Source organism: Pseudoalteromonas sp. 1_2015MBL_MicDiv, assembly GCF_002407505.1.
Classification (GTDB): Bacteria; Pseudomonadota; Gammaproteobacteria; order Enterobacterales; family Alteromonadaceae; genus Pseudoalteromonas; species Pseudoalteromonas fuliginea.
In genome coordinates this window covers 568,550-593,244 of the sequence record NZ_CP012738.1, presented here as the reverse complement: position 1 = coordinate 593,244, position 24,695 = coordinate 568,550, and the positions used below count along the sequence as shown (strand labels likewise).

The following is a 24,695-nucleotide window of genomic DNA, read 5'->3' as shown; positions in this document are numbered from 1 at the left end:
AACGCAAAAAAAGGGAGCACATCGCGTGCTCCCTTTTAATACCAATAGGTATACCTAACAAAATAAAGTGTTAGCCGGTATTACGCATACCTGCAGCTATACCTGTCATAGTGATCATTAACGCATTATCAATGTCACCTTCGTTTCGTTTTTCCTCTGAGCGAGCACGGCGTAAAAGCTCAACCTGTAGTAAGTTAAGTGGATCGGTATACGGATTACGTAAACTAATCGACTCCTTAATCCAAGGTTGTTCGGCTAGCAGGCTTTTTTGTGGGCTAAGTGATTGCACCAAGCTAATAGCTTCTTGAAGCTCTTTACGAAGTGTTACACCCAATGGTTTGTACATATCTTCCACCAGCGCATTGTCGTAATGCTCACTCAACCAGCAATCGGCTTTACTGAATACCATTTCTAGCATTTCTAAGCGCGATCTAAAGAACGGCCACTGTAAGCTCATTTCGGTTAGAGTTTCTGCGCCGTACTTATTAAGCGCAGCCTTTAAGCCTGTTAACGCACCTAACCATGCCGGAAGCATTAAACGGTTTTGACTCCACGCAAAAATCCATGGAATAGCACGCAGGCTTTCAACACCGCCATTAGGATTACGTTTTGCAGGACGCGAGCCAAGCGGCAACTTAGACAGCTCAAGCTCAGGTGTTGCCATTCTAAAGTAAGGTACAAAGTTTTCATCGTGGCGAACTACATTACGGTAGTGTTCACACGACTCCTCACTTATTAGCTTCATTACTTCGCGCCACTGCGGTTTTGGCTCCGGCGGCGGTAATAAGTTACTTTGTAGTACCGCGCCTGCGTAAATATTTAAGCTTTGCAGTGCTACATCGGGTAAACCAAATTTAAAGCGGATCATCTCGCCTTGCTCGGTTACACGCAACCCCCCTTTTAACGAACCTGGCGGTTGTGAATGCAGCGCTTGTGCGGCAGGTGCACCGCCACGCCCTACTGTGCCACCACGTCCGTGGAATAAAATAAGTTCAATACCACGCTCATCAGCAAGTTGTACTAGTTTGTCCATTGCTTCGTACTGGGCCCAACCAGCTGCCATCATGCCGGCATCTTTAGCAGAATCAGAGTAACCAATCATTACATTTTGGGTGTTTTTAATGTGCCCGCGATACCAAACATTATCAAGTAATGTAGTAATTACATCACTGCCTGCGTTTAAATCGTCGAGTGTTTCAAACAACGGTGCTACTGGTAAATCAAAGCTACAGCCGCTTTCTTTTAGCAATAATTGTACTGCTAAAATGTCTGATGCTGTTCGCGCCATCGAAATAATATACAAGCCAAATGTTTGTTCGTCTTGCTTAGCAATAACATCAAAGGTGTCTAGCACTTCTTGAACATCAGGGCTTGGTTGCCAATGTTTTGGAATAAGCGGTCTGCGAGAGTTAAGCTCAGTAAGTAAAAAAGCTTGTTTGTCTTGCTCTTGCCATTGGTTGTAGTCGCCTAAACCTAAATAACGAGTCAGCTCTGAAAACACATCGCTGTGGCGAGACGAATCTTGGCGCACATCGAGTTTAGCTAAACGCAAGCCAAAGCTATTAATACGGTACAGTAAATCAAGCAATAAGCCATCAGCAACGACTTTCATATTACACTTTAATAACGAGCGATAGCAGACCTCTACAGGGTGTTTAAGCTGATTAATATCGGTAATTAAATCTTGTGAATCGCTACGCTTATTTTTAATTTTAGCGCCAAGATGAGCTACTGTTTCTGCAACTTGGTTTTTAAGCTTTTTGATCACCGCTCTGTATGGTTCAAAGTCTTGACCTGCCAACTCAATAAGCTCATCACTGGCATCTGACATAGAGAGTTCAGCGCATAACGTTTTTAAATCTTGAATATATAAGTTAAGCGCCATCCAACGACCATGGTCAAGCACTTCTGCTGTAACCTGCGATGTTACAAATGGATTTCCATCACGGTCTCCACCCATCCAAGATGTGAACTCAATCGGGCTGTAATCTTTTGGTAGCTCTAAACTTAATTGCTCTTTAACATTGGCTGAAAATTCACGTAAAAAGCGCGGAACAGCGTGCCATAGACTGTTTTCGATTACCGCATAACCCCATTTAGCTTCATCAACTGGCGTTGGGCGAGAGCGACGAATGTCGTCGGTATGCCAAGCCTGGCTAATAAGCTGTTCAATACGATTTAAAATAGCATCTCGCTCTAGCGGTAAGTTATCTTTTCGCTCAAGCGACGCTAAGCAATCACTTAGTTCAACATGTTTATTAATAATAGTACGGCGCGTCACCTCGGTTGGGTGAGCGGTTAATACTAAGTTTATGTGGAGTTTTGAGAGTGTTTCGGCCAAATGATTACTATCTAGCTGGCCTTGTTCTGCTTTTGTAACTAACGTTTTTAATGTTTGAGTGAGAGGGTTTTGTTGACCAAGGCCAACGTCATTAAAACGCGAAACGGTATGAAATTGTTCTGCTACATTAGCAAGGTTTAAAAAATGATTAAATGAACGGGCAACCGGCAAAAGCTCTTCATCACTAAGCGCATGTAAAACATCTATTAGCGCTTGTCTGTCGTCTTCATTACCACTGCGAGATGATTTAGATAAAGCCCGAATTTCTTCTACTTTATCTAAAATAGCTTGGCCTTGAGCATCTTTAATTGTTTGTCCTAGAAGTTGCCCTAGTAAATTTACATTACCTCGCAAGGCGGCGTATTGTTCACTCATTTATCATTCTCCTTTATTTCGTAGGGCACTATTAATATCATCATGTAGGGATATTTAATAGATCCATTTGCAATGTCTTGTCGTAAAAAAATATATATAAAATAATCACAAAGCAATTACATGATCATTTTTTACGATGGTAACTGCCCCCTTTGCAGCACCGAAATGCAGCAACTAAAACACGCTGATTCTAAAAATCTAATTACGCTTGAAGATCTTAACGCGAGCGACTTTAGTGAGCGCTACTCGTATATTGATAAAGACCAAGCAATGACTTATCTGCAAGCTCAAAAGCTATCAGGTGAAATGATTTACGGGCTTGATGTAACGTACGAAGCATGGAAAATAGTGGGTAAACACGGCTGGTTGAAAATTTTTCGCTTGCCAATAATTCGCTTCTTCGCTGACTGCGGATACCTGTTATTTGCTAAGTATCGGCACCCCATCAGTCGCTTTTTAATGCCAAATACTCAGTGCAGTAACGGCCAATGTGGACTAAAAGCAAAAGGTGATAAATGAAAACCATTGTTTTATTCGGCGCAAGCAGTGCCATAGCAAATGCATATATAGAACATTTACAAATAAACACGCCTACTCATCAGATCGTTTGTATTAGTTCAAAAAGTATTGAATCTGGTTCAAGTGTTGTCCACCTGCATACTGACTACACAAAACAAAGTTTAGCGAGCGTTACTAATTACCTAAAAGCGCAAAATGCCGATATACAACAAGTTATTATATTCAATGGTACACTGCACAACGAAACCCATATGCCCGAAAAAAAGCTGGAGGATTTAGACGCTGAGTATTTTAGCCAACTTCTAAATTCAAACACCCTAACTCCCCTACTTTGCTTGCAGAGTATTTTGCCGCTTTTAACACATAAAACGCAGTGTACTATTACAGCATTAAGTGCGCGCGTAGGCAGCATAAACGACAACAAATTAGGTGGTTGGTATACTTACCGCGCATCTAAAGCGGCGCTTAACATGCTATTTAAAACGGCGGCTATAGAGCTTGCTCGTCGTGCTAAAAATACCAAACTCATTTTGTTTCATCCTGGCACTACCGATACAGCACTTTCAAAGCCCTTTCAAAAAAATGTACCTGAAGGTAAATTATTTACACCTGAATTTGTAGCTGGTCAACTTTTTGAATTAACAAACAATAACCCTGATTTAAAACTAAACGGTGAACCTGCTTACTTAGATTGGCAAGGCTCAACCATACCGTGGTAAGGATTTTTAATGCATTTTACTAAAGCGCGTATAGACGCACTTGAAAAACATACCCGTACACACTTAATCAACTCGCTTTCGGGTTTTAAAAGCGCTAATTTAATTGGCACGCAAGATTTACTCGGCAATACCAACTTATCGATTGTAAGCTCCGTTATTCACCTTGGGGCTAACCCACCGTTGGTAGCGATGATAATACGCCCTCATAGTGTGCCGCGTCATACGTTTGAAAATATTTTACAAACGGGCACCTACACAATTAACCAAGTGAATAAGTCAATTTACAAGCAAGCTCATCAAACCTCAGCTCGTTACGATAAAGAAGAGTCTGAGTTTGATGCTACAGGCTTAACACCTGAATACTTAAACGACTTTGCAGCACCTTTTGTAAAAGAAAGCCGCCTAAAATACTCGGTTAAATTTGTAGAAAACCAACATTTAGCCATCAATGGAACTGAGCTAGTTATTGGCGAAATTATGGATGTTTTTGTTGATAAAGAAGCACTGCAAAGTGATGGCTTCCTAGATTTACAAGCAATAGAAACAGTTGCAGTAACCGGCCTTGATAGCTATCACACAAGTAACAAACTAACTCGCTTACCTTATGCTAAAAAGTGAATGTTATGCGCTTAAAGCTGCAAGTAATTGCAGCCTCTTATCGCATAACATTGAATTTTACCTTGGTATTAATCACACTAGCTAAAAATCCAAGGAGAAAAACATGACCACTATAGGTATAGGTACACAATCAAGCGAGCAAGCGTTGGCAAGCTTAAGTAATATGACGCTAACGCTGACCCCTATTGCTGCTGACGAACATTTAGAGCGTATAGCAAAGGCGCAAGCGTATATGCTAGCTAACAACATAGATGCAATTTATTTAAACGCTGGCACCAACCTAACCTACTTTACAGGTATGAAATGGTATGCGAGCGAGCGCATGGTTGGCGCAATATTACCCGCCCTTGGTGAAGTACAATACATTGCACCTTATTTCGAAATTGGTTCATTAAACGGGTTTAAAGTTATAGATGGGCCTATTCACGGGTGGCAAGAGCACGAAAACCCATATGCACTTTTTGTCGAAGTATTAAAAAAGTTAAACATTAATGCAAACGCAACCATTGGCATTGATGAAAGCGCGCAATTTTTTATATTCGACGGCATTAATAAAGCGCAAACGGGTTTAACACTCATAAATGCACAACCCGTAACTGCGCATTGCCGCATGCATAAATCAGTTCACGAGCTTAGCTTAATGCAGCGTGCAATGGATATGACCTTAGCCGTACATCAAGCCACAGCAAGCATGCTTTACGAGGGAATAACCACCACCGAAGTAGAAGCCTTTATCAAGCAAGCCCACCAAAAAGTAGGCGCACCAGGTAACTATTTTTGTATTGTATTGTTTGGTGTTGCAACGTCTTTTCCGCACGGTGTTAAAGATGCCCAAATACTTAAAAAAGGCGATATGGTATTAATAGATACCGGCTGTAAAGTACACGATTACCTATCAGATATAACCCGTACCTATGTATTTGGCGAACCAACTATACGCCAACGAATGTTTTGGGATCATGAAAAAGCAGCCCAAATGGCGGCATTTAACGCAGCCAAAATTGGTGCTACGTGCGAAGACGTTGACGCGGGCGCACGTAACTATTTAGCAGCGCAAGGGCTAGGCCCGCAGTACCAAACACCGGGTTGCCCGCATCGAACGGGTCACGGTATTGGGCTAGATATTCACGAATGGCCATACTTAGTTGGCGGTGATAAAACCCTACTTGCCCCAGGCATGTGCTTTAGTAACGAGCCAATGTTAGTTATACCCGATGAATTTGGCGTGCGTTTAGAAGATCATTTTTACATGACCGACAACGGCCCTCATTGGTTTACACAACCAAGTTATAGCATTGACGACCCATTTGGGCTTAACGCTTAAAACTGAATACCTTCAAGAGCAGCTGTTTAGCTGCTCTTTTTAGTTTGGTATTGATAAAGTGCAGTTCATCCCAATATCCCCTGTTATACCAAAGCAATCCTCAAAAGGATAAATATGAAAAACTTTAAAATTGATATCGTTTCAGACGTAATGTGCCCTTGGTGTGTAGTGGGTTATAAAAACCTAGAAACTGCATTAGAGCAACTCAAAGACGAAATGAGCGCAGATATTACGTGGCATCCTTTTGAACTAAACCCAGATATGCCAATTGAAGGTCAAGACTTAAACGAACATTTAATGCAAAAGTACAACTTAAGTGAAGAGCAAGGCGACGAAAATCGTAAAAACATGTTCGAAGCCGGTCAGCGTGCTGGGTTTACCTTTAATTTTGATGGCAAACGCATCATGATCAACAGCTTTGATTTGCATCGTTTATTAATGTGGGCAGGTGAAGAAGGTAAGCAAACCGAATTAAAACTTGCCTTTTTTGAAGCGCACTTCACTGATTTAAAATACTTAAATCAAGAAGAAGCACTACTCGACGTTGTTGAAAAAGTAGGTCTTGATAAAGAAACTGCGCGCGGTATTCTACATTCAGACAAATACGTACAAGACGTACGCCAAGAGCAAGACAACTTTAAACAAATGGGTATTACGTCAGTACCTACATTTATCATAAACGATAAGTATGCACTTACTGGCGGACAGCCAAGCGACTCATTCATTCAAGCACTAAAACAAATTAGTGAAGAAGAAGCCAAGCAAGACGCTTAACGAGTAAATTGTTGCTTAACACTTAAAAAAGGCTGCACATTGCAGCTTTTTTATTACGTATAAGTAAGCGAACAATAATCACCTTACTATAAATTTATTAGATATTTTATCGTCAACATACAGCACTAAATGCGTGTGGTTATTCGTAACATCATAAGTGATTTATCTCTAACACAGCCTCTAGGATTCTCATAAATGATCTTTACAGTATAAAAATAAGGATGGGTATCTGTAGTGGTCAACTAATTTCGGCTGATGGGCAGAACGCCCAGGCAACGCTATTTTCGTCTGCGTAAAAATTTAAGTTGAACCCGCCTAATATTGGCAACTAGCTTGGCAACTAGCTTGGCAACTAGCTTGGCAACTAGCTTGGCAACTAGCTTGGCAACTAGCTTGGCAACTAGCTTGGCAGAGAAGGTACCACCCATCATATATATTTAAAAACGTAGGTCGGATAAGCAAAGCGCCATCCGACACAGTAACTCATTTGAGTCTCGACGAACATAAACAGCTAATTTATATAGCAAAATTAAGTAGAGCTGGCCCCTTAATTGAACAAGCAAAGATCTCCCAATTAAGATGGGTGATGAGATGGACGCTCCCCAAAACGGCGTCAATGCGCCAAACTGGTTATAACTCACATTCAGTTAAAGGGAACGTCCACCATGAAAATTAGCACATTATCAATTGATTTGGCAAAAAATGTATTCCAAGTCGCTGGCTTCAATTCTAACCATAAAAGAGAATGCAATAAACGCTTAAACAGACCTAAACTCAACGCATTCTTGGCAAATACCCCACCGTGCCGCGTCGTTATGGAAGCCTGTTATTCTTCCCACTACTGGGGAAGAGTATTTTCGTCTTACGGTCATACCGTTGACCTTATTCCTGCACAACACGTTACCCCCTTTGTTCGCGGTAATAAAAACGACAGTAACGATGCACTTGCTATCTATGAAGCAAGCTTACGCCCTCATATTAAATTCGTTCCTATTAAAACCGAAGCTCAGCAAGAAATACTCATGTTCCATAAGATACGTGAGCGACTTCTGCAAAACAGGATTGCTGCAACCAACCAGTTACGCGGTTTATTGGTCGATTTTGGGTATGTATTTCCTGTCGGTATTAAGGCGTTTGAGCAAGGGATAATTGCCTTAGAAAGTGATTCTGAGCTTCGCCCTCAGCTGCGCATAATGGTGAGTGATATTTACACCGAATACAAAACCCTTGTTAAACGCATTAAAGCTATTGAAGCGATGCTTACTGCACACGTTGAACGGGATACAAACGCTAAAATACTTCACTCTATCCCTGGCGTGGGTGTACTCAATGCCTCAGCCTATGCAGCATCAATCGGGAACGGTCAGGCATTTAAGAGCGCAAAAGAACTCGGTGTGTGGCTAGGATTAACACCTAAACAATACGCATCAGGCGATAAAAGTAAAATGTCTGGTATTACTAAACGCGGCAACAGTTACCTACGAAAACAACTTATTCACGGTGCTCGCGCCCTTATCGCCAGAAGCCACCATAAAACAGATGCGCTAAGCCAGTGGATAAACCAGTTGCGCGAGAAAAAACACTTTAATTGTTTGGTGGTCGCCACCGCACACAGATTGGCGCGGCTGATGTGGGTATTGCTGACCAAGCAAGCCCTCTATTCACCTCAGTATGTGCAAAATACACGCAAGGATGCTTAATTATGCGTATTTTACACGCCAATCACACCCGAGTTTACGACTTAAGACAGCCTGGTTATGACATAGGTTTTAAAACCTGAGTGGGTGTTTGGGCACTTAAGTCGTAACATACGCTTATCCTGTATGTACTTCACTTATAATGAAACAAAAAGCGCACGCTAACCAAGGTTAACCAGATAAAGACACGAGATTAAATCTCGTTTGGGTGAATATTTTTTAGGTCCCTTGGTACGAAGCTCATTAGGAGCATGGCGCATGATAATCATGACACCATAGCTCGAATATATGTCAGTACCTTTGCTTTTTAGCAAGCTTGTGACGCATCATTACTGCGAAATGGAATACATGATAATGAATAAAAGCACCAACTTAGATGTTTATACATCGGCTCGTCTTGACTTCAAGGGAGCGTCCATATATGTCACGTTAATTTCTTATCACGTTAATTTTTTTCGAACCCGCCTAATATTCAATATTGGCAACTAGCTTAGCAGAGAAGGTACCACCCATCATATATATTTAAAAACGTAGGTCGGATAAGCAAAGCGCCATCCGACACAGTAACTTATTTGAGTCTCGACGAACATAAACAGCTAATTTATATAGCAAAATTCAGTGGTGCTGGCCCCTTAATTGAACAAGAAAAGCTCTCCCAATTAAGATGGGGGTCACGTTAATTTTTTTCAAGATGGGTGTCACGTTAATTTTTTTCTTGTTTAATTATCATCTATACTCGGCCACTAGTGCGATACCCAGGCACTTTGTTCGCATTAATGCGTACAAGTATCCCAGAACTAATGCTGGTAATATTTGTGATTTCCTCACTAACACTACCTTTACCAACAGCAACAATTGAACCAGTAAAAATAACTATTATAACAAAAAAGCAAAAAGAGACCTGGACCTATTCATTTTCATTAAGTATTTTTATTGCATATTCATGTCCATTTTCAGCCGCTTTTTTTAAATAATAATCCGCATAAATACTATTTTTTAACGGAGAGTCTCGCAGGCCGTATACTCCAAAAAAAAGATAATATAAGTTCTTATACATATCATTTGAAAAACCTTGCTTATCAGCTCTGTTTGATAGATAAGAAACCATTTTAAATAGTGATTCTGAATCATTCTTTTTCATTGCTTCATCTAAAGTCAATTGACCGAATAATATAGCAGCCTCATCATCACCCACATCAGATGCTTTACGTAAGGAATTTTTTAGAAAAGCAATATCACCATATTTTCCAAGTTGATATGCATAATATAAATTTACACTAGAATCTAAAATACCTTCCTCAAAAGATAACTCTAGTAGCTTGGTACCTTTATATACATCTTCTGCTTTTTCACTTGTAATTAAAAAACTACCCAGAATATGCTTTGCTCTTATATTCCCTAAATCCGATGAAATTGAAAGCATTTTTCTAGCTTCTTTATAATCTGGATTTTGGTTGTATGCTCCCAAATATAAAATGTAACCAGACAGAAAATACGCAGTGCTGTCATTCTGCAATATCCCTTGTTCTAGTATATTAGAAACATCTTTCCATTCGAGTTCCTGTTGTGCGTCAATATCATCCTTTATCAACTCTAAAGTAACATTCTCACTACAATTACCCTTTGCTTGATGGCAAAAAAATACTACTAACAATATAAAAAATAAAAACTTACTCAATTAATCCCCCAGCGGTCCCTTAGACTGATTATAAAACGACTCTATGAAAGTACTGCTTATTACGTTAAAATTTTCTACTACAGGATAACTATAATTCATATAGCCTTCAGCAGTTCCAATGATAGCTGAAGCTTCAACTCCAACGTACCCCATACAAGAAATTAGGATGACAGCCATCTTAATTTAACCACAAAACTGTGCCACTAAATTTAATCTTTTTGGCAAAGATTTCATCTTTTTTACTCCGTTCTTCGCTAAGAAAATTAGGATGGATGTTAACGTTATTTTTTTATCGTCAACATACAGTAATAAGGAGGTGACGTGGTCAACTAAATTCAGTCACCCTAGTTAAGAAACCATATCTAATGTTTCGATTCGTTCTTCAAAGTCATTTGGGCTTTGATAATTTAAGTACGAATGTAAGCGACGACTGTTGTACCGCATACAGATGTAATTCATTACATCCTGTTGAGCCTCATAACGCGTTGGGTAGTTTTTCCAATGCACGCGCTCTTGCTTCAAACTACCGAAGAAGCTTTCTGCAACAGCATTATCCCAGCAACAGCCTTTCTTACTCATGCTACCAATGAAGTCATTTGACTTGAGCAATTTACGATATTGGTGGCTTGCATATTGAACCCCTTGATCTGAATGGATAATTAACCCTGTTTTGGGCTGGCGTTGCCACATCGCCATAGTCAGTGCGTCACAGACAAGCTGCGCTTTCATTCGTGAGCCCATGCTCCAACCAACGACTTTGCGCGAATATAAATCAATCACTACCGCCAGATACAACCAACCTTCTGCAGTCCAAACATAAGTAATATCTTGTACCCAGGCTTGATCAGCTGCTTCAACGTTGAAGTTTTGCTCAAGTACATTGGGATAAATAGGCTTATTATGCTCACTATTCGTTGTCACTTTGTATCTCTTTTTATAACGCACCCAGACATTTGCCTCTTTCATTAGCTGTGCTGTTTTGTGACGACTCACCGGAAAACCGAGTGCATTTAAGACTTTCTGAATACGCCTTTCACCGTAAGTATTATCACTGAAGTGCGCTATGTCCTTGACACAATCAATCATTTCTTGATGTGTTGGATCCTCTGATTTAGTTGAGAATCGCTTTTGATAACTATAGTAATTGTTACTTTTTACACCCAGTATTCGGCACATTGTCGCCACAGGCCAGGTCTTCTTGTATTGGGTTATGAACGAATATTTCACTTCGTTTCTTTGGCAAAGAAGACCGTCGCTTTTTTTAATATTTCACGCTCCATTTCTAGGCGTTTCACTTGCGCTTTTAGCTCTCTGATCTCTTCTTGCTCAGGGGTTAAATTACCGTTCCCTCTAAAAGCATGCCCATCATCATTTTCAGCTTCTTTTATCCAGCGACCAAGCATGTTGGGATTTACCCCTAAATTTCTAGAGGCTTCTGCTTGTGAGTAGTTTTGCTCAACAACTAATGCGATAGCATCAAGTTTAAATTCTTTGGAATACTTTTTACGTTTTGTCATTATCGATCTCCAGTTAAGTTGATTATCTCTTAACTGGGGTAGTCGAATCCATTAAACCACGTCAAGGTGTTATTATTCACAGTAGTATAAAGGACTTAACTTAAACCCACCCTCTTCGATTCCCGTAAATAATTTTCACCACATAAAATTATGCAGGGTGTCATCATTATTTTTTAGTAACTCTGCTTTTCAAAAAGATTGCGACGCACCATTACAGTGATATTAAATAAGATGAAAAGCATTAATTTTTTATGTTTATAAACTAACTCGTTTTGACTAAAAGGGAACGCCTATATGTGTCTTTGTTATTTCCTTTATTTATACTTATCAATAAAATAACCTAATTTATATGCGACTAAAAATGTAACTATCAGTATAGCCAAGGATATACTCAACCTTTTGAAGGCAATTAACTTCAGTTCAATAGGATTAAGTAAAGCAGCTAATAAATTGCCGAGCACACTTAAAAATGATAGTAAGAATAAAAATAAAAGAACGAAACCAATAATTTTTTCAATCATTTAATTACCATATATAGATTCTTGGCTAAGTAATAGTTGCTTCAAAAACCAAAGTAGACTGCCACATTAATTGGACTAACAAAACTGCGCCACTAAATTTACTTTTTTGGCTAAAGTTTATTTTTCATTCCATTTTTCGCTAAGGAAATTAGGATGGGTGTTAGATTTATCATTCGAGTACCGATTACCTGTAACAACACGACAAGCTGATCAAGCATTTTAGTTGAGGGGTAGGCTGAAATAAAAATATACAAAGCCAGAAAGTTTCTGGCTTTCAAATAACAATTTAAAATGAAAGGATGCTTATCGCTGATAACACATATTTACCATTTCTTTTTAGGAGCAAATAATATATCCAAGTCGTCCTGCTCTTGTTCGTTTTTCTTTTTAAGCGCATTAGCATTCGATGCCCGAAGCTCTACACTAATTGCCTCTAGATAACCTTCCACTTCTTGGCGTTTAGCTGAAACATATTCGTCAGAATAAGTAACCCCGTTAAGAGTAACTTGGGCTTTTTCAAAATATTGCCTAGCAGAACCTACCATGTTTGCCGAACGTGCTGATAAACCGCGTTTTATTTGGCTTTCTATATTGATACGAAGTTGAAGCTTTTCTAATCGTTTATCTTCAACCGTAAACACTTGGCTATCAACTCGCCCTTTATTGTGTTCTGAGCGTAACACTATACGTAATTTTTTTATACCTTGGATAAGACTTACAAGCTGTTTGTCGTTACTTGGTAAAGACAGCGAGTCATTATTATTGCCTTGAACAGGTTGCGTAAGATGCTCTTTTGCTTCACTTAACCTGTTTTTAAGCGCCTTTGAACCAGTGGAATTTGCCACCATAGTTTTCAGCGCTTCATAAACACGGCGTTGTAGTACGCGAATAATAGATTCGGACAAAGGTATGTTGGCACTATTCGCAAGTGCTTCTTCAGTCTCTTCTATTATCGCCTTTTGCTTTGTAAGCTCTTTGCGACGTTCGCCTTCTTGTTTCTCTTTGTGTTGCTGTACAGCACTTACCCAAAGCGCAATCACAATAAGTGCGACTATGAGCACAATAATAATTGAAACGATCATAGTGTAATTCTCGGATTCATATCTAATTTTTTAATCTTACATTAAATATATACTAACAGGGTAGCTTTGCGCTGCTTAACTTATAAATATGCTAAAAAAGCATTACAAGGAGGGCCTATTATAAGATTATCTCGGATAATCATTGCTATCTGAAGCATATTTATTGTGCTAGCCTTAGATCCCAAACAGATAAATGTGTATGCCTAAAACTCAAGGTGAATTTTAAAATTAAAAAACGCTTGGGTTTAACACGTATTACCTTTATAAATTATATGAATAACAACGTTAAAATATGCAGCTATGAAATTACAACAACTCAGATATATCGTAGAAGTACAAAATCATAAATTAAATGTTTCAGCAACTGCTGAAAGTTTATTTACCTCTCAACCTGGTATTTCTAAACAAGTACGTATGTTAGAAGATGAGTTGGGTGTACAAATTTTTGGCCGCAGTGGTAAACATTTAACCCATGTGACGGGCGCTGGCGAAGAAATAATTAATATTTCCCGAGAAATACTTTCCAAAGTAGAAGGCATAAAAGCGGTTGCAAATGAGCATACATTACCAGATCAAGGTAAGCTTAATATTGCAACAACTCACACGCAAGCCCGCTACGCTCTCCCAAGTGTTATTCAAGGGTTTATGAAGAAATATCCTGCGGTTTCACTCCATATGCACCAAGGTACACCACAACAAATATCAGACGCAGCTGCTCGTGGCGACGCAGATTTTGCAATTGCGACTGAGGCACTTCATCTTTATTCAGATTTGGTTATGTTGCCATGCTATCACTGGAATCGCAGTATTGTTGTTGCAAAAGACCATCCTCTTGCGAAAAAAGTAAATAATTTAACTGTTGCCGACATAGCGCAATATCCGCTCATTACTTACGTATTTGGCTTTACGGGTCGCTCAGAACTAGATAAAGCATTTAGTGCACATGGTCTTGAGCCCCATATTGTATTTACAGCAACCGATGCTGATGTAATTAAAACCTATGTTCGTCTAGGGTTAGGGGTCGGTGTAGTCGCTTCAATGGCAATAGATCAAATAAGTGATACCGATTTAGTCTGTATTGATGCGAGCCATTTATTTGAGGCAAGTACCACTAAAATTGGATTTAGAAAAGGCAGTTTTTTACGCACTTATATGTATGACTTCATTGAGCGTTTTGCACCACACCTAACAAAAGAACGTGTTGAACGAGCAAGTTTATTGCGTAACCAAGATGATGTCGATAAATTATTTGCAGATATCGAATTACCAGTTAAGTAATCAATAATTTAATTAGTTAAAAACCGCGTAGATATAAAATGCGGTTTTTTTTAATACTTTATAATAGTAAACAACCCAAAATTTTAGGTTAGCGCGTGTTTATCATCAAAGGTTAAATTTACAGCGATGTGGTCATTTCCCATATACAAGCAATCACAACGCGCAAATACCAAAAAATCATTTTATTACGTGCGATAAAGTACTTTAATTACATGCCAGCCAAATTTTGTTTTAACTAGATGAGGCTCTAAAATTGCGCCTTTAAACGCAATTTTGTCAAACTGTGGGACCATTTGGCCGCGTCCAAATTCGCCTAAATCCCCGCCTTTTTTACCCGATGGGCATGACGAATACTTTTTAGCTAAGGTTTGAAACTTTGCACCTTTGCCCAACTGCTTAATAATATCTTCTGCAATCTCTTTGTGCTTAACCAAAATGTGAAGTGCGTGTGCTGTATTTGCCATGAAAAAAGCCTTTTCTACCGTTAGCTAAAATTAAACGCGGCGATTTTAACACAACCCCATACACCTAGCATCTACTTATACCATAGCTATAGTTACCACACGCCTTGCAAAGATTTATAGATTTTAACTAGAATCTTATATCCGATTAAAAATGCCATTTTTACTTTTTAATAAAATAAAAATGACATTTTAGCTAACTTAGATTTTTATGGCTTAAAAAAGCTTAATACGATCAAATTAAATAATCGTTTTACGTGACCTCAGGTGGTTAGCAGGATCATGCGAATACCTTTCTTTTACCTTCATAAGATCCTCATAACAGCCAAGAAAATAGTCTTTTGTAGGAATTGCACTGTCTTTAAAGCTAATAAATGCGCCTTCAGTCCCTTCAATTTGGGTCTCTCGGCTTACCTCAATCCAATCCATTGCTCTATTAATGTAATTGTAGACTTCATTATTTTGACCTTGTTCTTTTAACTCAACAGACTCATTCCACCATGTTTGGTACTGAATAGTGTACTGCGATTTTGAATAAGGAAATGAAACGCGGGCGTTTGCTTCTTTTTCGCTTATTTCATTATAAAAAGGACCTGCAATTGCACCAAGTGTAACGTAGCTGAATAAACCTAAATCACTACTCTTAGCATTAATCAGATCTGACGTTAAACTTTGAATTAACTGCTCTTTTCCGTTTTTTGTTAAACCGCTACCTTTTACAACCTTAGAGGTTAATTTATGGGGTGCTGGTGCATCAAAATCAGGCGTAAATGGCGTGCCATCGGCATTAGCTAAACTACCTAAACGCTTTTGCTTTTTTAATACATCGAAAAGGGAGTTTCGTGACCAATTTCCCATTAATGCACTATTATAGTTCGCTTTAGTATCTGTACCTTGATGTATTGGCGTACTATTTGGAAAGTGGTTTGAGACAAATTGTTCTAACGCTTGCCAACTTCCCTGCCAATAGCCGTACATGGTACTTGGGTGGCACAAAGGCTTGTTTTGACTGTTAGCCGCAATAGCATTAATTTTTAAATTAGTGCCTACCAGCTTGTCGGTACTTGCATTATTTATAACGTCTTCCCATTGCGATAAAAGCTCAAGCGTAGACAAAGCATGTTCGTCATTAGTATTCCAGTTTATTACAAAGCGATGGATCTCGTCTGGGATCTCAAATGCTTTTACTTTAAAGTGGGTAACAATACCGTAGCTTAATGCCCCGCCACCACGTAGTGCCCATAATAGTTTTTTATGGGATGGGTCGTTTGCATCAACAATATCGTCCTCAGCATTTACTTCGATAACTTCACCGTTGCCTAATACAACCGTAGCCCCCACCAGCGATTCACAACACATTCCTTTACTGCGAGTCCATGGCCCCCAGCCTCCGCCTTGAATGAAACCCGCCAAACCGACTGTTGCGCATGTACCATGCGGTATTGTCAATGGCGGGTTATTGTCAGCAAGCTTTGGTACCACCTGAAAAAAGCGATAACCGGAGCCTATATTTGCAATATAGTCACCGTTCACTTTCTTAACGTTAAACTCTTTTAATCGGCTCAAATCTAATAAAATCACATCGGTGCCCGTACACTCCCCTTCGTGATCGTGCCCACCAGAACGAACGCGGATCGGTAAGTTTAAGCTAATTGCTTGCTTGTAAGCCTGTGCTACATTTTCTGTTGATTCACACATTACAATAACTGCAGGATTGAATCGCAAACGAGTATTAAATATAAGGGTTTGCGCTTGATACCCTGTTAAACCTGGAGTTTCAGACACCGAGGGTGATGCTTGAGTTAGCAGCTGATCATCCTTAAAACCCGAAGATTTAAGTGCTTGAACAAATTTAAGCGTATTGTTCCAATAGTTTAACATCAGGCTCTGTGCGCTTTTAAGTTGCTCGTGCGGCAGCTGCGAAACTTCATGAACTGTATTTGGGTTATTCATCGTATATTCCCTTTATTATCCTTGTGACATATACACTCGTCACGTTTTTGACCTGTTACTGATTCTGCAAGCGTTTGGATTGCTGGCGCTAAATCATCACGTGCAATATCAACTTTAATGAGGTAAGGCGTTGACGTATCTTCATATAAGATATTAAGTGCATTTTGCAGATCCGCCACCGAATTGACATTTAAATATTTAACACCGTAAGCTTGAGCTAATGCTTCGTAGTTCCAAGAAGGTAATTCATCAAAAGGAGCAAATTTCCCCTCAGGTCTAAATGCGCAAATATCTACAAATGATTGCTCAATGGCATACACCTCGTTACTCATTACAAATACAGCGGTATTACAGTGATTACGACTCAGTGTTGAGAGTGTCTGACACATCATCATAAAACCACCATCACCTGCAATAACTATACTGCGATTATCATTAGCAAGTGACACACCCAAAGAGCATCCGGTTTCATGGCCCAATGATCCCCACGCGGCATCACTAACAAAGTGGCTTTTTTCTATGCCAATCAATCTTGCAGCCATATAAAGTGATGAACTTTCACCTAAAATAAGGTTGTAACCTTTTAAGCTACGAGATCCGTTTAACTCTTGTTGATAAAGAGTAAAGAAGCTTTCGTAGCTTATTTGGCTGTGAAAATCAGCAAGCTCAGTGTTTAATGGTGTATTTAACTTAAAAGAGACTGAGTTCAAAGACGAAGTTGATCGCTCAAAATATGCCGTCAATTCGCTAATAAATACAGTTAAGCTGGTATGGATGAAGTGATCACTATTGCCAACAAGCGCACCATCCATATTAACTCTTATTAGATCAGAGCCTTGCTTAGTTAGCATAGTGAGGTAATCATCAGTAAAAATAGCGCCAAGCGCTAAAATTGCATCGCACTGCGACACATAATCGAACGTTTCAGGTAATGAGGCTTCACCTGCATAGGTGCCTACAAATAAATCGTGACCGACTCCACTTCGCTCGCTGATCACCGATTTAGCTAACGTGGTAGTGGTATATGCAATATTAAGCGAAGTTAAAAGCTTCTCTACTTTATCTTGTAAACCTAATCTCGCTATTTCTATGCCAAGCATAATTACTGGCTGTTGTGCAGTTTCTAGCTTGTGTGTAGCCGCGTGTAGTAATGCATTTTGCATATTTAAATCAACGGACGTATCGGTAATAACAAGCGGGTACGCTGGAGTCGAACATTCTGCTCCCCACACATTCTGCCAAGCTTCTAAGTAAATTGGCCTTTTTTCTTTTATTGCACACGCCAACGCTGCATCGATAATTTGAGGAGCCGTTTCAGAATCTGACAGTATTTCGCTTGCCACGGTGACACTTTCAAATATAGTTTGGTTTGATTTATAGTTACCCGTTGAATGATGAAATAATGCGCCGGTATCTGCGATAATTTTTCGATCATCAATTGATGGGCTGGCCGTTATCACCACCACAGGATTTCTTTCAACATAGGCCCCTGCAATTGCGTTTATAACACTTAATGTACCGACTCCATATTGTACAGACACTGCGCCAATCCCTTTGTAACGAGCATAACCTTCGGCCGCATAACCTGCACCTAACTCCGTTATGTCGCCAACCGCATCAATACCATCAAACTTATCAAGTGCGCTCATAAACTCCTGTACATAGTCACCCGGTACTTGGAATATTTTATCTAGGCCTTGCTCTTTTAAGCGCGTTAATAAATAGTCAGCAACTGTAAATTTATTGGTACTCATGGTTAATCCCTTCGTATGCAAATTTTGTTACTTCGTCTAGCGTTTTACTGCATGCATTAGGCTGTTTTTTTTCAATTTTATCGTTACAGGCTTTATTACAATCAACGGGTAAATAGTTATGTTGTTGCTTTAGCCAGCATGGTGTGGGTAAATCAAAAAATTCCTCGAGTGTTGACTCTGCTGTATTTAAAGCACCTTCAACCCAACCTTGCTCGTATGAGTACGCCTCACCAATAATATAAATCTTTTCTTTCTCAACAGGGTGGCGCATACGACACATAATTTCATCTAAACGGTAATTTGCTTTCCATTCATGCCATCCTCCGCCATATGGGGCGTCTCCCCAATCTTGGTAAATGGCAGAATACGGCATCGCCAATTCTTTTTGCTCATGAAGCGCTTCAATTTGTCTATGCGCGGCTTCCACCATACCTGTGGTTATTTGGCATTGGCTTTTAGGGACTATTTCTTTTGGGGTATAGCCTTCACATCCATAGCTGGGTGTGTAACCAGAATATAACTCACCCGATTCTAAGCCTTTCCAATAGGGGATAGAGCCTATGTCATTATATGACGCCATCAATAACGAGTTTGTATTTGGTAAACCGCCTGCTTGGTCGCACTCTGTTCCCATATAATATGTTTGCCTAATTGGTAAGTCGGTCACTGAACGACCTGCAACTAGGCCTAAGCTTCGCCACCAAGGCTGCTCGTAAGCCATAAACATTTTTAGCGCTTTTTGTATAAGTACTGAAGGGATATTTTCTTTTAACCACGGATCAGCAAAAAACTCCGACTCGATAAGCTCTAATGAACGTCGTGGCATTGCCAAAATTAGTTGTTTCGCTTTTACAATTTCCTGCTCAGTGACGGTTACGTCATCAATTGTTTTGCCGTATTGATCTGTACACGTTGATTGAAATATTAATTCATATCGATAATCAGGATCATTCAGGTAGTTAATTTTTACTAGCCGTTTATTCATTTGTACTTTTTCGTTTTCGGCTAAACAACTTTTTAACGCTTTAAACTGCGCGCACAGCGTTAATGGCAGTGCCTGAAATCCATCTGTGAGAGTGAGAAACTCAGTGTCATCACTGTATTCTGTTGCTGGCAGCTGAGTAACCGCACTTGCATTAGCAACATTAGCATCGTACCCGCCCGCCTCTTTCATGAATAAATAAGCTTCGTTACTTAGTACTCGCTCAAGTAAATTCCAAAAACCATACTTCCAGATCTCTTTGCCAAATACTTTAACTTTCATTTGCTCGCACAAGCTCATGTCAGCAAAACCAGGACAAATTAAGTTCATCACCTTAACTTGTAAATCCTCGGGTCCATAGCCGCGTTCAGATGCGTTTAACTTATAAGGTATTTTGTCAGGGCACTGCGCAAAATCTCGGTAACGAAAATACTGACCGCGCAAATAAAAGAGATTATTTTCACTGCCCGCTTTTATATCTTTCACAGCGGGATCTTTTGAATCAGGGTACATGGGTAAGGAAGAGCCCATTGGGAAGTTTTGCGTTTTCAGGTTCAAATCATTAACTAATGCATTAACCATAACGTGATCTGAAGGAATAAAGCGCATTCCCCCCAACTCGGCAACTACATTTGGTAACCCTGGTAACTTTTTACTATATAAACGCCCGCCTATGCGGTCACTGTATTCAAATAGCGCAATACGCTTTTCTTTGCCTTCATGCTGTTGTAGCCTCCACGCGCTGTAAACACCAGACACACCGCCACCAACAATTGCTATATCAAGTTCGTTTTTCATAGTCGTCTTTTCCTTAGCTAGATTAAGCTAAAGTTACCCATAAAGACTACAAAGTTCTATTACGCTTTATTACACTCTATGACAAATATCTGTCCAACCACATCTAGCAACGACGGTTCTTGTATTAGAAAATGAGATAAGCTGTGAAATAAACTAGACACTCGCTGTAATTTATCTGACAAAAGTTAAGATAAATATCAACGTTATTCTATTCTTAGCGGCAGCGCCAATAACAACCAAGTTACAAATAATGCGCAGCGTCGCTTGGTGCGGGAATTCTACAATACTGATATTTTCCAAATAAGGTATAGCGGTTTAAAGCAACCCTATCGTATAACCAATTATTAAGTCTATTTGGCAAAACACTCAATACGTTTGCTAATTTGTAAGGGTAACCTAGCTGCTTAACAACGTTAAAAAAAGCATGGCTTTGCGTATACGCTTTACCGTTTTCTAGGTAAACCATTGAGGCATATTCAGTGGTTGAAAAACCAAAGTGTGTTAACAACAGCTCTCCTTTTGGAGATTGCACACTGCATAATTTAAAAATAGTATTAGTATCGTGAGTAATAATAAAATTACACCACGCGCTGCACAGCTTACATTGCGCATCAAATAAAATAATTTTTTGGTTTTGCATTAATATAGCTGCATCATCGCTCATAACACTTTCCTTAAATTAAGTACTAAATTACTGCTGCACCGGTTTTTTTTGTAACTTGCGCTGCAAAGTACGTCTATGCATATTAAGCTGCCGCGCGGTAACCGACACATTACCATTATTACTGTGCAGCACTTGTTGAATATGCTCCCACTCTAAGCGCTCTGGCGACATAACCGCATCATCAATAGCACTCGATGCAGATGCCACAGGCTCGGTGTTAAGCGCTTTTAATAATGTTGCCATATCAACCGGTTTAGTAAGGTAGTCGTTTGCGCCTAAACGCATTGCCTCTACTGCGGTTGCTATACTTGCAAACCCAGTTAGTAAAACAATATGAGTTTGGGGGAGCAAACTACGCAGCGGCTTTATGAGTGCAAGTCCGTTATCGTCGCCTAGTTTCATGTCTAATAAAATAAAGTTAGGTAATAGTTTGCGCGCGGTAAGTAACGCATCACTTTGGTTATGCGCCACTTCACAGGTAAAGCCTTGTTTAGCTAAGCGCCTTGCCAGTGTGCTGGCTAAATTAATGTCGTCTTCAATAATAAGTAGCTTCATGAAGCTGTTTTCTCGGTGTTTACAATAGCGAGTTTAACTTTGGCAACAGCGCCGCCATCTGCATGGTTAAACAAGGTAAGTGAGCCATTTAAACGCTCAAAAGTAACATTTGATAAAAGCACAGCAAGCCCCATTCCTTGATCGCTTGGCATAAGTTGCCCGCCCAACTCTGCCAACTGAGATGACGAAAAGCCACCGCCAAAATCACGAATTAACAAGTAAACGCATTCGCTATGTAAGTTATCTTGCTGCCAACTCAATTCTAGCTGCGTTTGGCTTTGCTTTTGATTGGCCAGCGCGGCGTTTTGCAATAAATTTAAAATAGCAGGTAATAACATGGCATCACTCAACAGTGTTGCGGCAATAGGTGGTGTAATCCATTTAATTTGCTGATCTGGGTATTGCAGTAAAAGTGTGTCTGTAATTTGTGCTTGCAGTTGCCTTACCGTTGTATGCTCTTGCGAATTTTTAAGGCGTAACTGCTCTGAGAGTTTTCTAAAGTCGTTAAGTTGTGTACTGCACTGAGTAAGCGGCACTTGCATGTGCTTAACAATAGGATTGTTTGGTTGCTCTTCTAATAACTCTTCAAACAGTAACTGTAAGTTTGCAATTGGAGTCGCTAGTTGATGGGTTATTTGTGCAGCAGCCCCATCAAGGGTAACAAGCTGCTCATTACGCAATTGCTTTTCTCGCACATTTGCAATAATACGCTCTCGCTCTTTAAGTGCCCTGCTCATTGCGCCAATCACTAATGCGATTACGCTAGCACTTAAAACAAAATTAACCCACATGCCAATAAAATGACCACTCATATTCATTTGATGCATACTGTGATCGGGCATCTTTATAAGTAAAAAACTGTATGCGGCAATGGCTAATACCGCAATATAAGCTAATCCTTTTTCTCGCAACGTAACAGCTGCTATCATTATCGGGAGCAATAACAGTGATACAAATGCATTAGTTGCACCGCCACTTAGTGAGAGTAAAACCGTTAAAAATAATACATCAGCGGTTAACTGCATCAACATACCCAAAGGTTTAGCGCGGCTCACATTACGATAGGCAAACAGGCTAATAAGCTGAAACACAGCCTCAACGGCAATAACAATCAGTAATGGCAGTAATGCAATTTGATGTTCTAATAAAAAATAAACGCTAAGCACCGCAATTAATTGCACGGCAATAGCGCCGCTTCGCAGCATTAATAGTCGACTAATGGTGGGGTCGGTACGCATTAACAAGAGGTAATTGCCCAATCAAATGTTTAATAAGGTTATTTTAACGGTTATGTGATTTTTAATCATCATCCATCGAAATTGAAAACGGTGCACAAGGCGTTCCTTGATGAAACACCATTTTCCATTGTTCATTACTTTTACGCCAAAGCGACATACGCAATGAATAATTAAACTCAGCGCGAGCAGAGCGCCTAAAAGCAGCTTGGTAACTAAGTTGCACTACATCATCGCTTAGCATTCGGCCCTTAAAATGCTGATTATAAAACTGTGGCACAACCTCGGTAGGTAAACGAGTTAGTACTTGGTATTTATTAAAGGTAGTGCCATTGGCAGCAATTTCGATAAATTCATCATCGAGTAAAGCATCTAATGCGCGCTCAGATTGGCGAACTTCTGGGTCTAGTAACTGGCGCTCAGCGTCAATCAAATGATTAAACAACGACACTTTTATTTTGCTGCTCATAACCTTCCCTATTGTTTATAAACTTGCCCGGCTTTCATAACAAATTGTACGTTTTTAAGTTCGTCAATATTTTTAAGCGGTGAGCCATCCACACTGATAATATCTGCTTGTTTACCAACACTCAAGTCGCCAATGAGTGCGCTTTGCCCCAGCAGTTTAGCTGCATGTATGGTTGCTGATTTAATAGCTTGGGCTTCGCTCATACCATTGTTTACCATTAAACTAAATTCGTTAGCATTAAGCCCATGACGCGACACCCCAGAGTCTGTTCCAAAGGCTATATTAACCTTATTTTTCAGTGCAAGTTTAAACGAAGCCTGCATTTTTGGAGTTACTTCACGCACTTTATCGGCTATTGCCGGTGGCATATTTGGATTTGTAAGCACCTCTTCACTGACCGTTGCACCCGCTAAAAGCGTCGGTACTAAATAAGCTCCCGTTTTTTTAAATAACTTTATTGCCTCTTTATCTAAGTAAGAGCCATGCTCAATGGAATCCACACCGGCTTTTAAGGCCGCTTTTATACCTTGTGTACCGTGTGCATGGGCTGTAACTTTACGCCCTAAGTGGTGAGCCGTATCAACAATTGCAATCAGCTCTGCATCTGTAAGTTGTTGGTTAACACCAGCAGCGGTATTACTTAGTACCCCACCCGTGGCAGTAATTTTAATTACATCAGCGCCACTTTTTATTACCTCGCGTACCGCACGGCTACAATCATCCGCGCCATTACAAATACCAATCCCGCCTGTAACCGCATCTGTAATATCTTTTCGATAACCGTGCATATCTGCGTGTCCACCGGTAGGCGATATTGTATTACCCGCTGCAAAAATGCGAGGGCCGTTAATATCATTTCGCTCAATAGCACGTTTTAGCGGAAATATAACTTTGTGATCGCTACCTAAATCTCGCACTGATGTAAAACCCGCATCGAGCGTACGTTGTAAATATTTAATTGAGCGCAAAGCATAATCGGCATCATATTCTGTTGCCCAGCGGTGAGGATTTGCTTTAGCATCTCGCTCAAACGTAACGTGAACATGCATATCAATAAGACCAGGCATTACAAATTGATTTTTAAGATTGATAATATCGGCATCAGGTAGGTTGAGTTCTGCTTTTGTGAGGTAGCCGTTTTTAATGGCTGTTATTGTATTATCTGTGATGACTAATGTTTGCTCTGTTTTTACTTTTTGATCCTCGGATGCAAGTAAACTGCCTGCATAAATAATTTTATGCTGTTGAGCAAAAGCCCCATTTGCTATTAATGCCAGCGTTATTGCAGTGAATGTTGTTATTAGTGTTGTTTTCATACTTGCTCCTTTTTTATACTAGCATTACCTTAAATAACCTGTAATTGCGAATATTTACGACACAA

Annotated in this window: 20 protein-coding genes; 7 read left to right on the top strand and 13 right to left on the bottom strand. The window is 39.8% G+C overall.

Annotation, left to right across the window (positions count from 1 at the left end):
- Positions 1-70: 70 nt before the first annotated feature.
- Positions 71-2,716 carry a phosphoenolpyruvate carboxylase gene (gene ppc, locus AOR04_RS20145; RefSeq protein WP_096794479.1) on the bottom strand — a complete coding sequence of 882 codons (2,646 nt, stop codon included), beginning with the start codon at positions 2,714-2,716 and terminating at the stop codon, positions 71-73.
- Positions 2,717-2,836: 120 nt separating this feature from the next.
- Here ppc and AOR04_RS20140 point away from each other — a divergent pair, with 120 nt between their 5' ends.
- From AOR04_RS20140 to AOR04_RS20115, 6 genes are all read left to right on the top strand, one after another.
- On the top strand, positions 2,837-3,235 hold the full coding sequence (locus AOR04_RS20140; protein ID WP_096794478.1) for a thiol-disulfide oxidoreductase DCC family protein: 399 nt from the start codon (positions 2,837-2,839) through the stop codon (positions 3,233-3,235).
- Complete coding sequence (locus AOR04_RS20135) at positions 3,232-3,954, top strand: SDR family NAD(P)-dependent oxidoreductase (protein ID WP_096794477.1); 723 nt, start codon at positions 3,232-3,234, stop codon at positions 3,952-3,954. The genes AOR04_RS20140 and AOR04_RS20135 overlap by 4 nt, the downstream gene beginning before the upstream one ends.
- 9 nt (positions 3,955-3,963) lie before the next feature.
- On the top strand, positions 3,964-4,572 hold the full coding sequence (locus AOR04_RS20130) for a flavin reductase family protein (protein ID WP_024611541.1): 609 nt from the start codon (positions 3,964-3,966) through the stop codon (positions 4,570-4,572).
- A 103-nt stretch (positions 4,573-4,675) separates the two neighbouring features.
- Positions 4,676-5,896, top strand: coding sequence for a M24 family metallopeptidase (locus tag AOR04_RS20125; RefSeq protein ID WP_096794476.1), 1,221 nt, complete (start codon positions 4,676-4,678; stop codon positions 5,894-5,896).
- Positions 5,897-6,010: 114 nt separating this feature from the next.
- Positions 6,011-6,670, top strand: a complete 660-nt coding sequence (locus AOR04_RS20120; protein ID WP_096794475.1) for a DsbA family oxidoreductase — start codon at positions 6,011-6,013, stop codon at positions 6,668-6,670.
- Positions 6,671-7,335: 665 nt separating this feature from the next.
- Positions 7,336-8,370 carry an IS110 family transposase gene (locus AOR04_RS20115; RefSeq protein ID WP_096794376.1) on the top strand — a complete coding sequence of 345 codons (1,035 nt, stop codon included), beginning with the start codon at positions 7,336-7,338 and terminating at the stop codon, positions 8,368-8,370.
- 904 nt (positions 8,371-9,274) lie between these two features.
- On the opposite strand, the gene AOR04_RS20110 is transcribed toward AOR04_RS20115, so the two are convergent.
- The 3 genes from AOR04_RS20110 to AOR04_RS20095 all read right to left on the bottom strand — a co-directional run bounded on the left by AOR04_RS20110 (position 9,275) and on the right by AOR04_RS20095 (position 13,165).
- Positions 9,275-10,045 carry a sel1 repeat family protein gene (locus AOR04_RS20110; protein ID WP_096794474.1) on the bottom strand — a complete coding sequence of 257 codons (771 nt, stop codon included), beginning with the start codon at positions 10,043-10,045 and terminating at the stop codon, positions 9,275-9,277.
- Between the two features lie 348 nt (positions 10,046-10,393).
- A protein-coding gene (locus AOR04_RS20105; protein WP_442960156.1) for an IS3 family transposase occupies positions 10,394-11,562 on the bottom strand; the annotation gives its coding sequence in 2 pieces (ribosomal slippage) (positions 10,394-11,316 and positions 11,316-11,562; 1,170 coding nt in all).
- Between the two features lie 844 nt (positions 11,563-12,406).
- Positions 12,407-13,165 carry a hypothetical protein gene (locus AOR04_RS20095; RefSeq protein WP_096794473.1) on the bottom strand — a complete coding sequence of 253 codons (759 nt, stop codon included), beginning with the start codon at positions 13,163-13,165 and terminating at the stop codon, positions 12,407-12,409.
- Positions 13,166-13,465: 300 nt separating this feature from the next.
- Between AOR04_RS20095 and cysB the strand changes: the two genes are divergently transcribed.
- On the top strand, positions 13,466-14,443 hold the full coding sequence (gene cysB, locus AOR04_RS20090) for an HTH-type transcriptional regulator CysB (protein ID WP_007375573.1): 978 nt from the start codon (positions 13,466-13,468) through the stop codon (positions 14,441-14,443).
- A gap of 185 nt (positions 14,444-14,628) precedes the next feature.
- Here cysB and AOR04_RS20085 read toward each other — a convergent pair whose 3' ends face one another.
- From AOR04_RS20085 to AOR04_RS20045, 9 genes are all read right to left on the bottom strand, one after another.
- Entirely contained in the window at positions 14,629-14,907 is a 279-nt protein-coding gene (locus AOR04_RS20085; RefSeq protein WP_008171402.1) for a peptidylprolyl isomerase, read from the bottom strand.
- A gap of 237 nt (positions 14,908-15,144) precedes the next feature.
- Entirely contained in the window at positions 15,145-16,857 is a 1,713-nt protein-coding gene (locus AOR04_RS20080; protein WP_096794472.1) for an FAD-binding oxidoreductase, read from the bottom strand.
- Entirely contained in the window at positions 16,854-18,611 is a 1,758-nt protein-coding gene (locus tag AOR04_RS20075; RefSeq protein ID WP_096794471.1) for a thiamine pyrophosphate-binding protein, read from the bottom strand. The genes AOR04_RS20080 and AOR04_RS20075 overlap by 4 nt, the downstream gene beginning before the upstream one ends.
- The gene (locus AOR04_RS20070; protein ID WP_096794470.1) at positions 18,598-20,391 is read right to left on the bottom strand and encodes a flavin monoamine oxidase family protein; all 1,794 of its coding nucleotides are present in this window, start codon (positions 20,389-20,391) and stop codon (positions 18,598-18,600) included. The genes AOR04_RS20075 and AOR04_RS20070 overlap by 14 nt, the downstream gene beginning before the upstream one ends.
- A gap of 241 nt (positions 20,392-20,632) precedes the next feature.
- The gene (locus AOR04_RS20065; RefSeq protein ID WP_096794469.1) at positions 20,633-21,055 is read right to left on the bottom strand and encodes a thiol-disulfide oxidoreductase DCC family protein; all 423 of its coding nucleotides are present in this window, start codon (positions 21,053-21,055) and stop codon (positions 20,633-20,635) included.
- Between the two features lie 27 nt (positions 21,056-21,082).
- On the bottom strand, positions 21,083-21,610 hold the full coding sequence (locus tag AOR04_RS20060; RefSeq protein ID WP_096794468.1) for a response regulator transcription factor: 528 nt from the start codon (positions 21,608-21,610) through the stop codon (positions 21,083-21,085).
- The gene (locus AOR04_RS20055; protein ID WP_198403042.1) at positions 21,607-22,848 is read right to left on the bottom strand and encodes a sensor histidine kinase; all 1,242 of its coding nucleotides are present in this window, start codon (positions 22,846-22,848) and stop codon (positions 21,607-21,609) included. The genes AOR04_RS20060 and AOR04_RS20055 overlap by 4 nt, the downstream gene beginning before the upstream one ends.
- 61 nt (positions 22,849-22,909) lie before the next feature.
- Positions 22,910-23,314, bottom strand: coding sequence for a nuclear transport factor 2 family protein (locus tag AOR04_RS20050; RefSeq protein WP_024595765.1), 405 nt, complete (start codon positions 23,312-23,314; stop codon positions 22,910-22,912).
- Positions 23,315-23,322: 8 nt separating this feature from the next.
- The gene (locus tag AOR04_RS20045; protein WP_096794466.1) at positions 23,323-24,630 is read right to left on the bottom strand and encodes a metal-dependent hydrolase family protein; all 1,308 of its coding nucleotides are present in this window, start codon (positions 24,628-24,630) and stop codon (positions 23,323-23,325) included.
- Positions 24,631-24,695 lie beyond the last annotated feature (65 nt).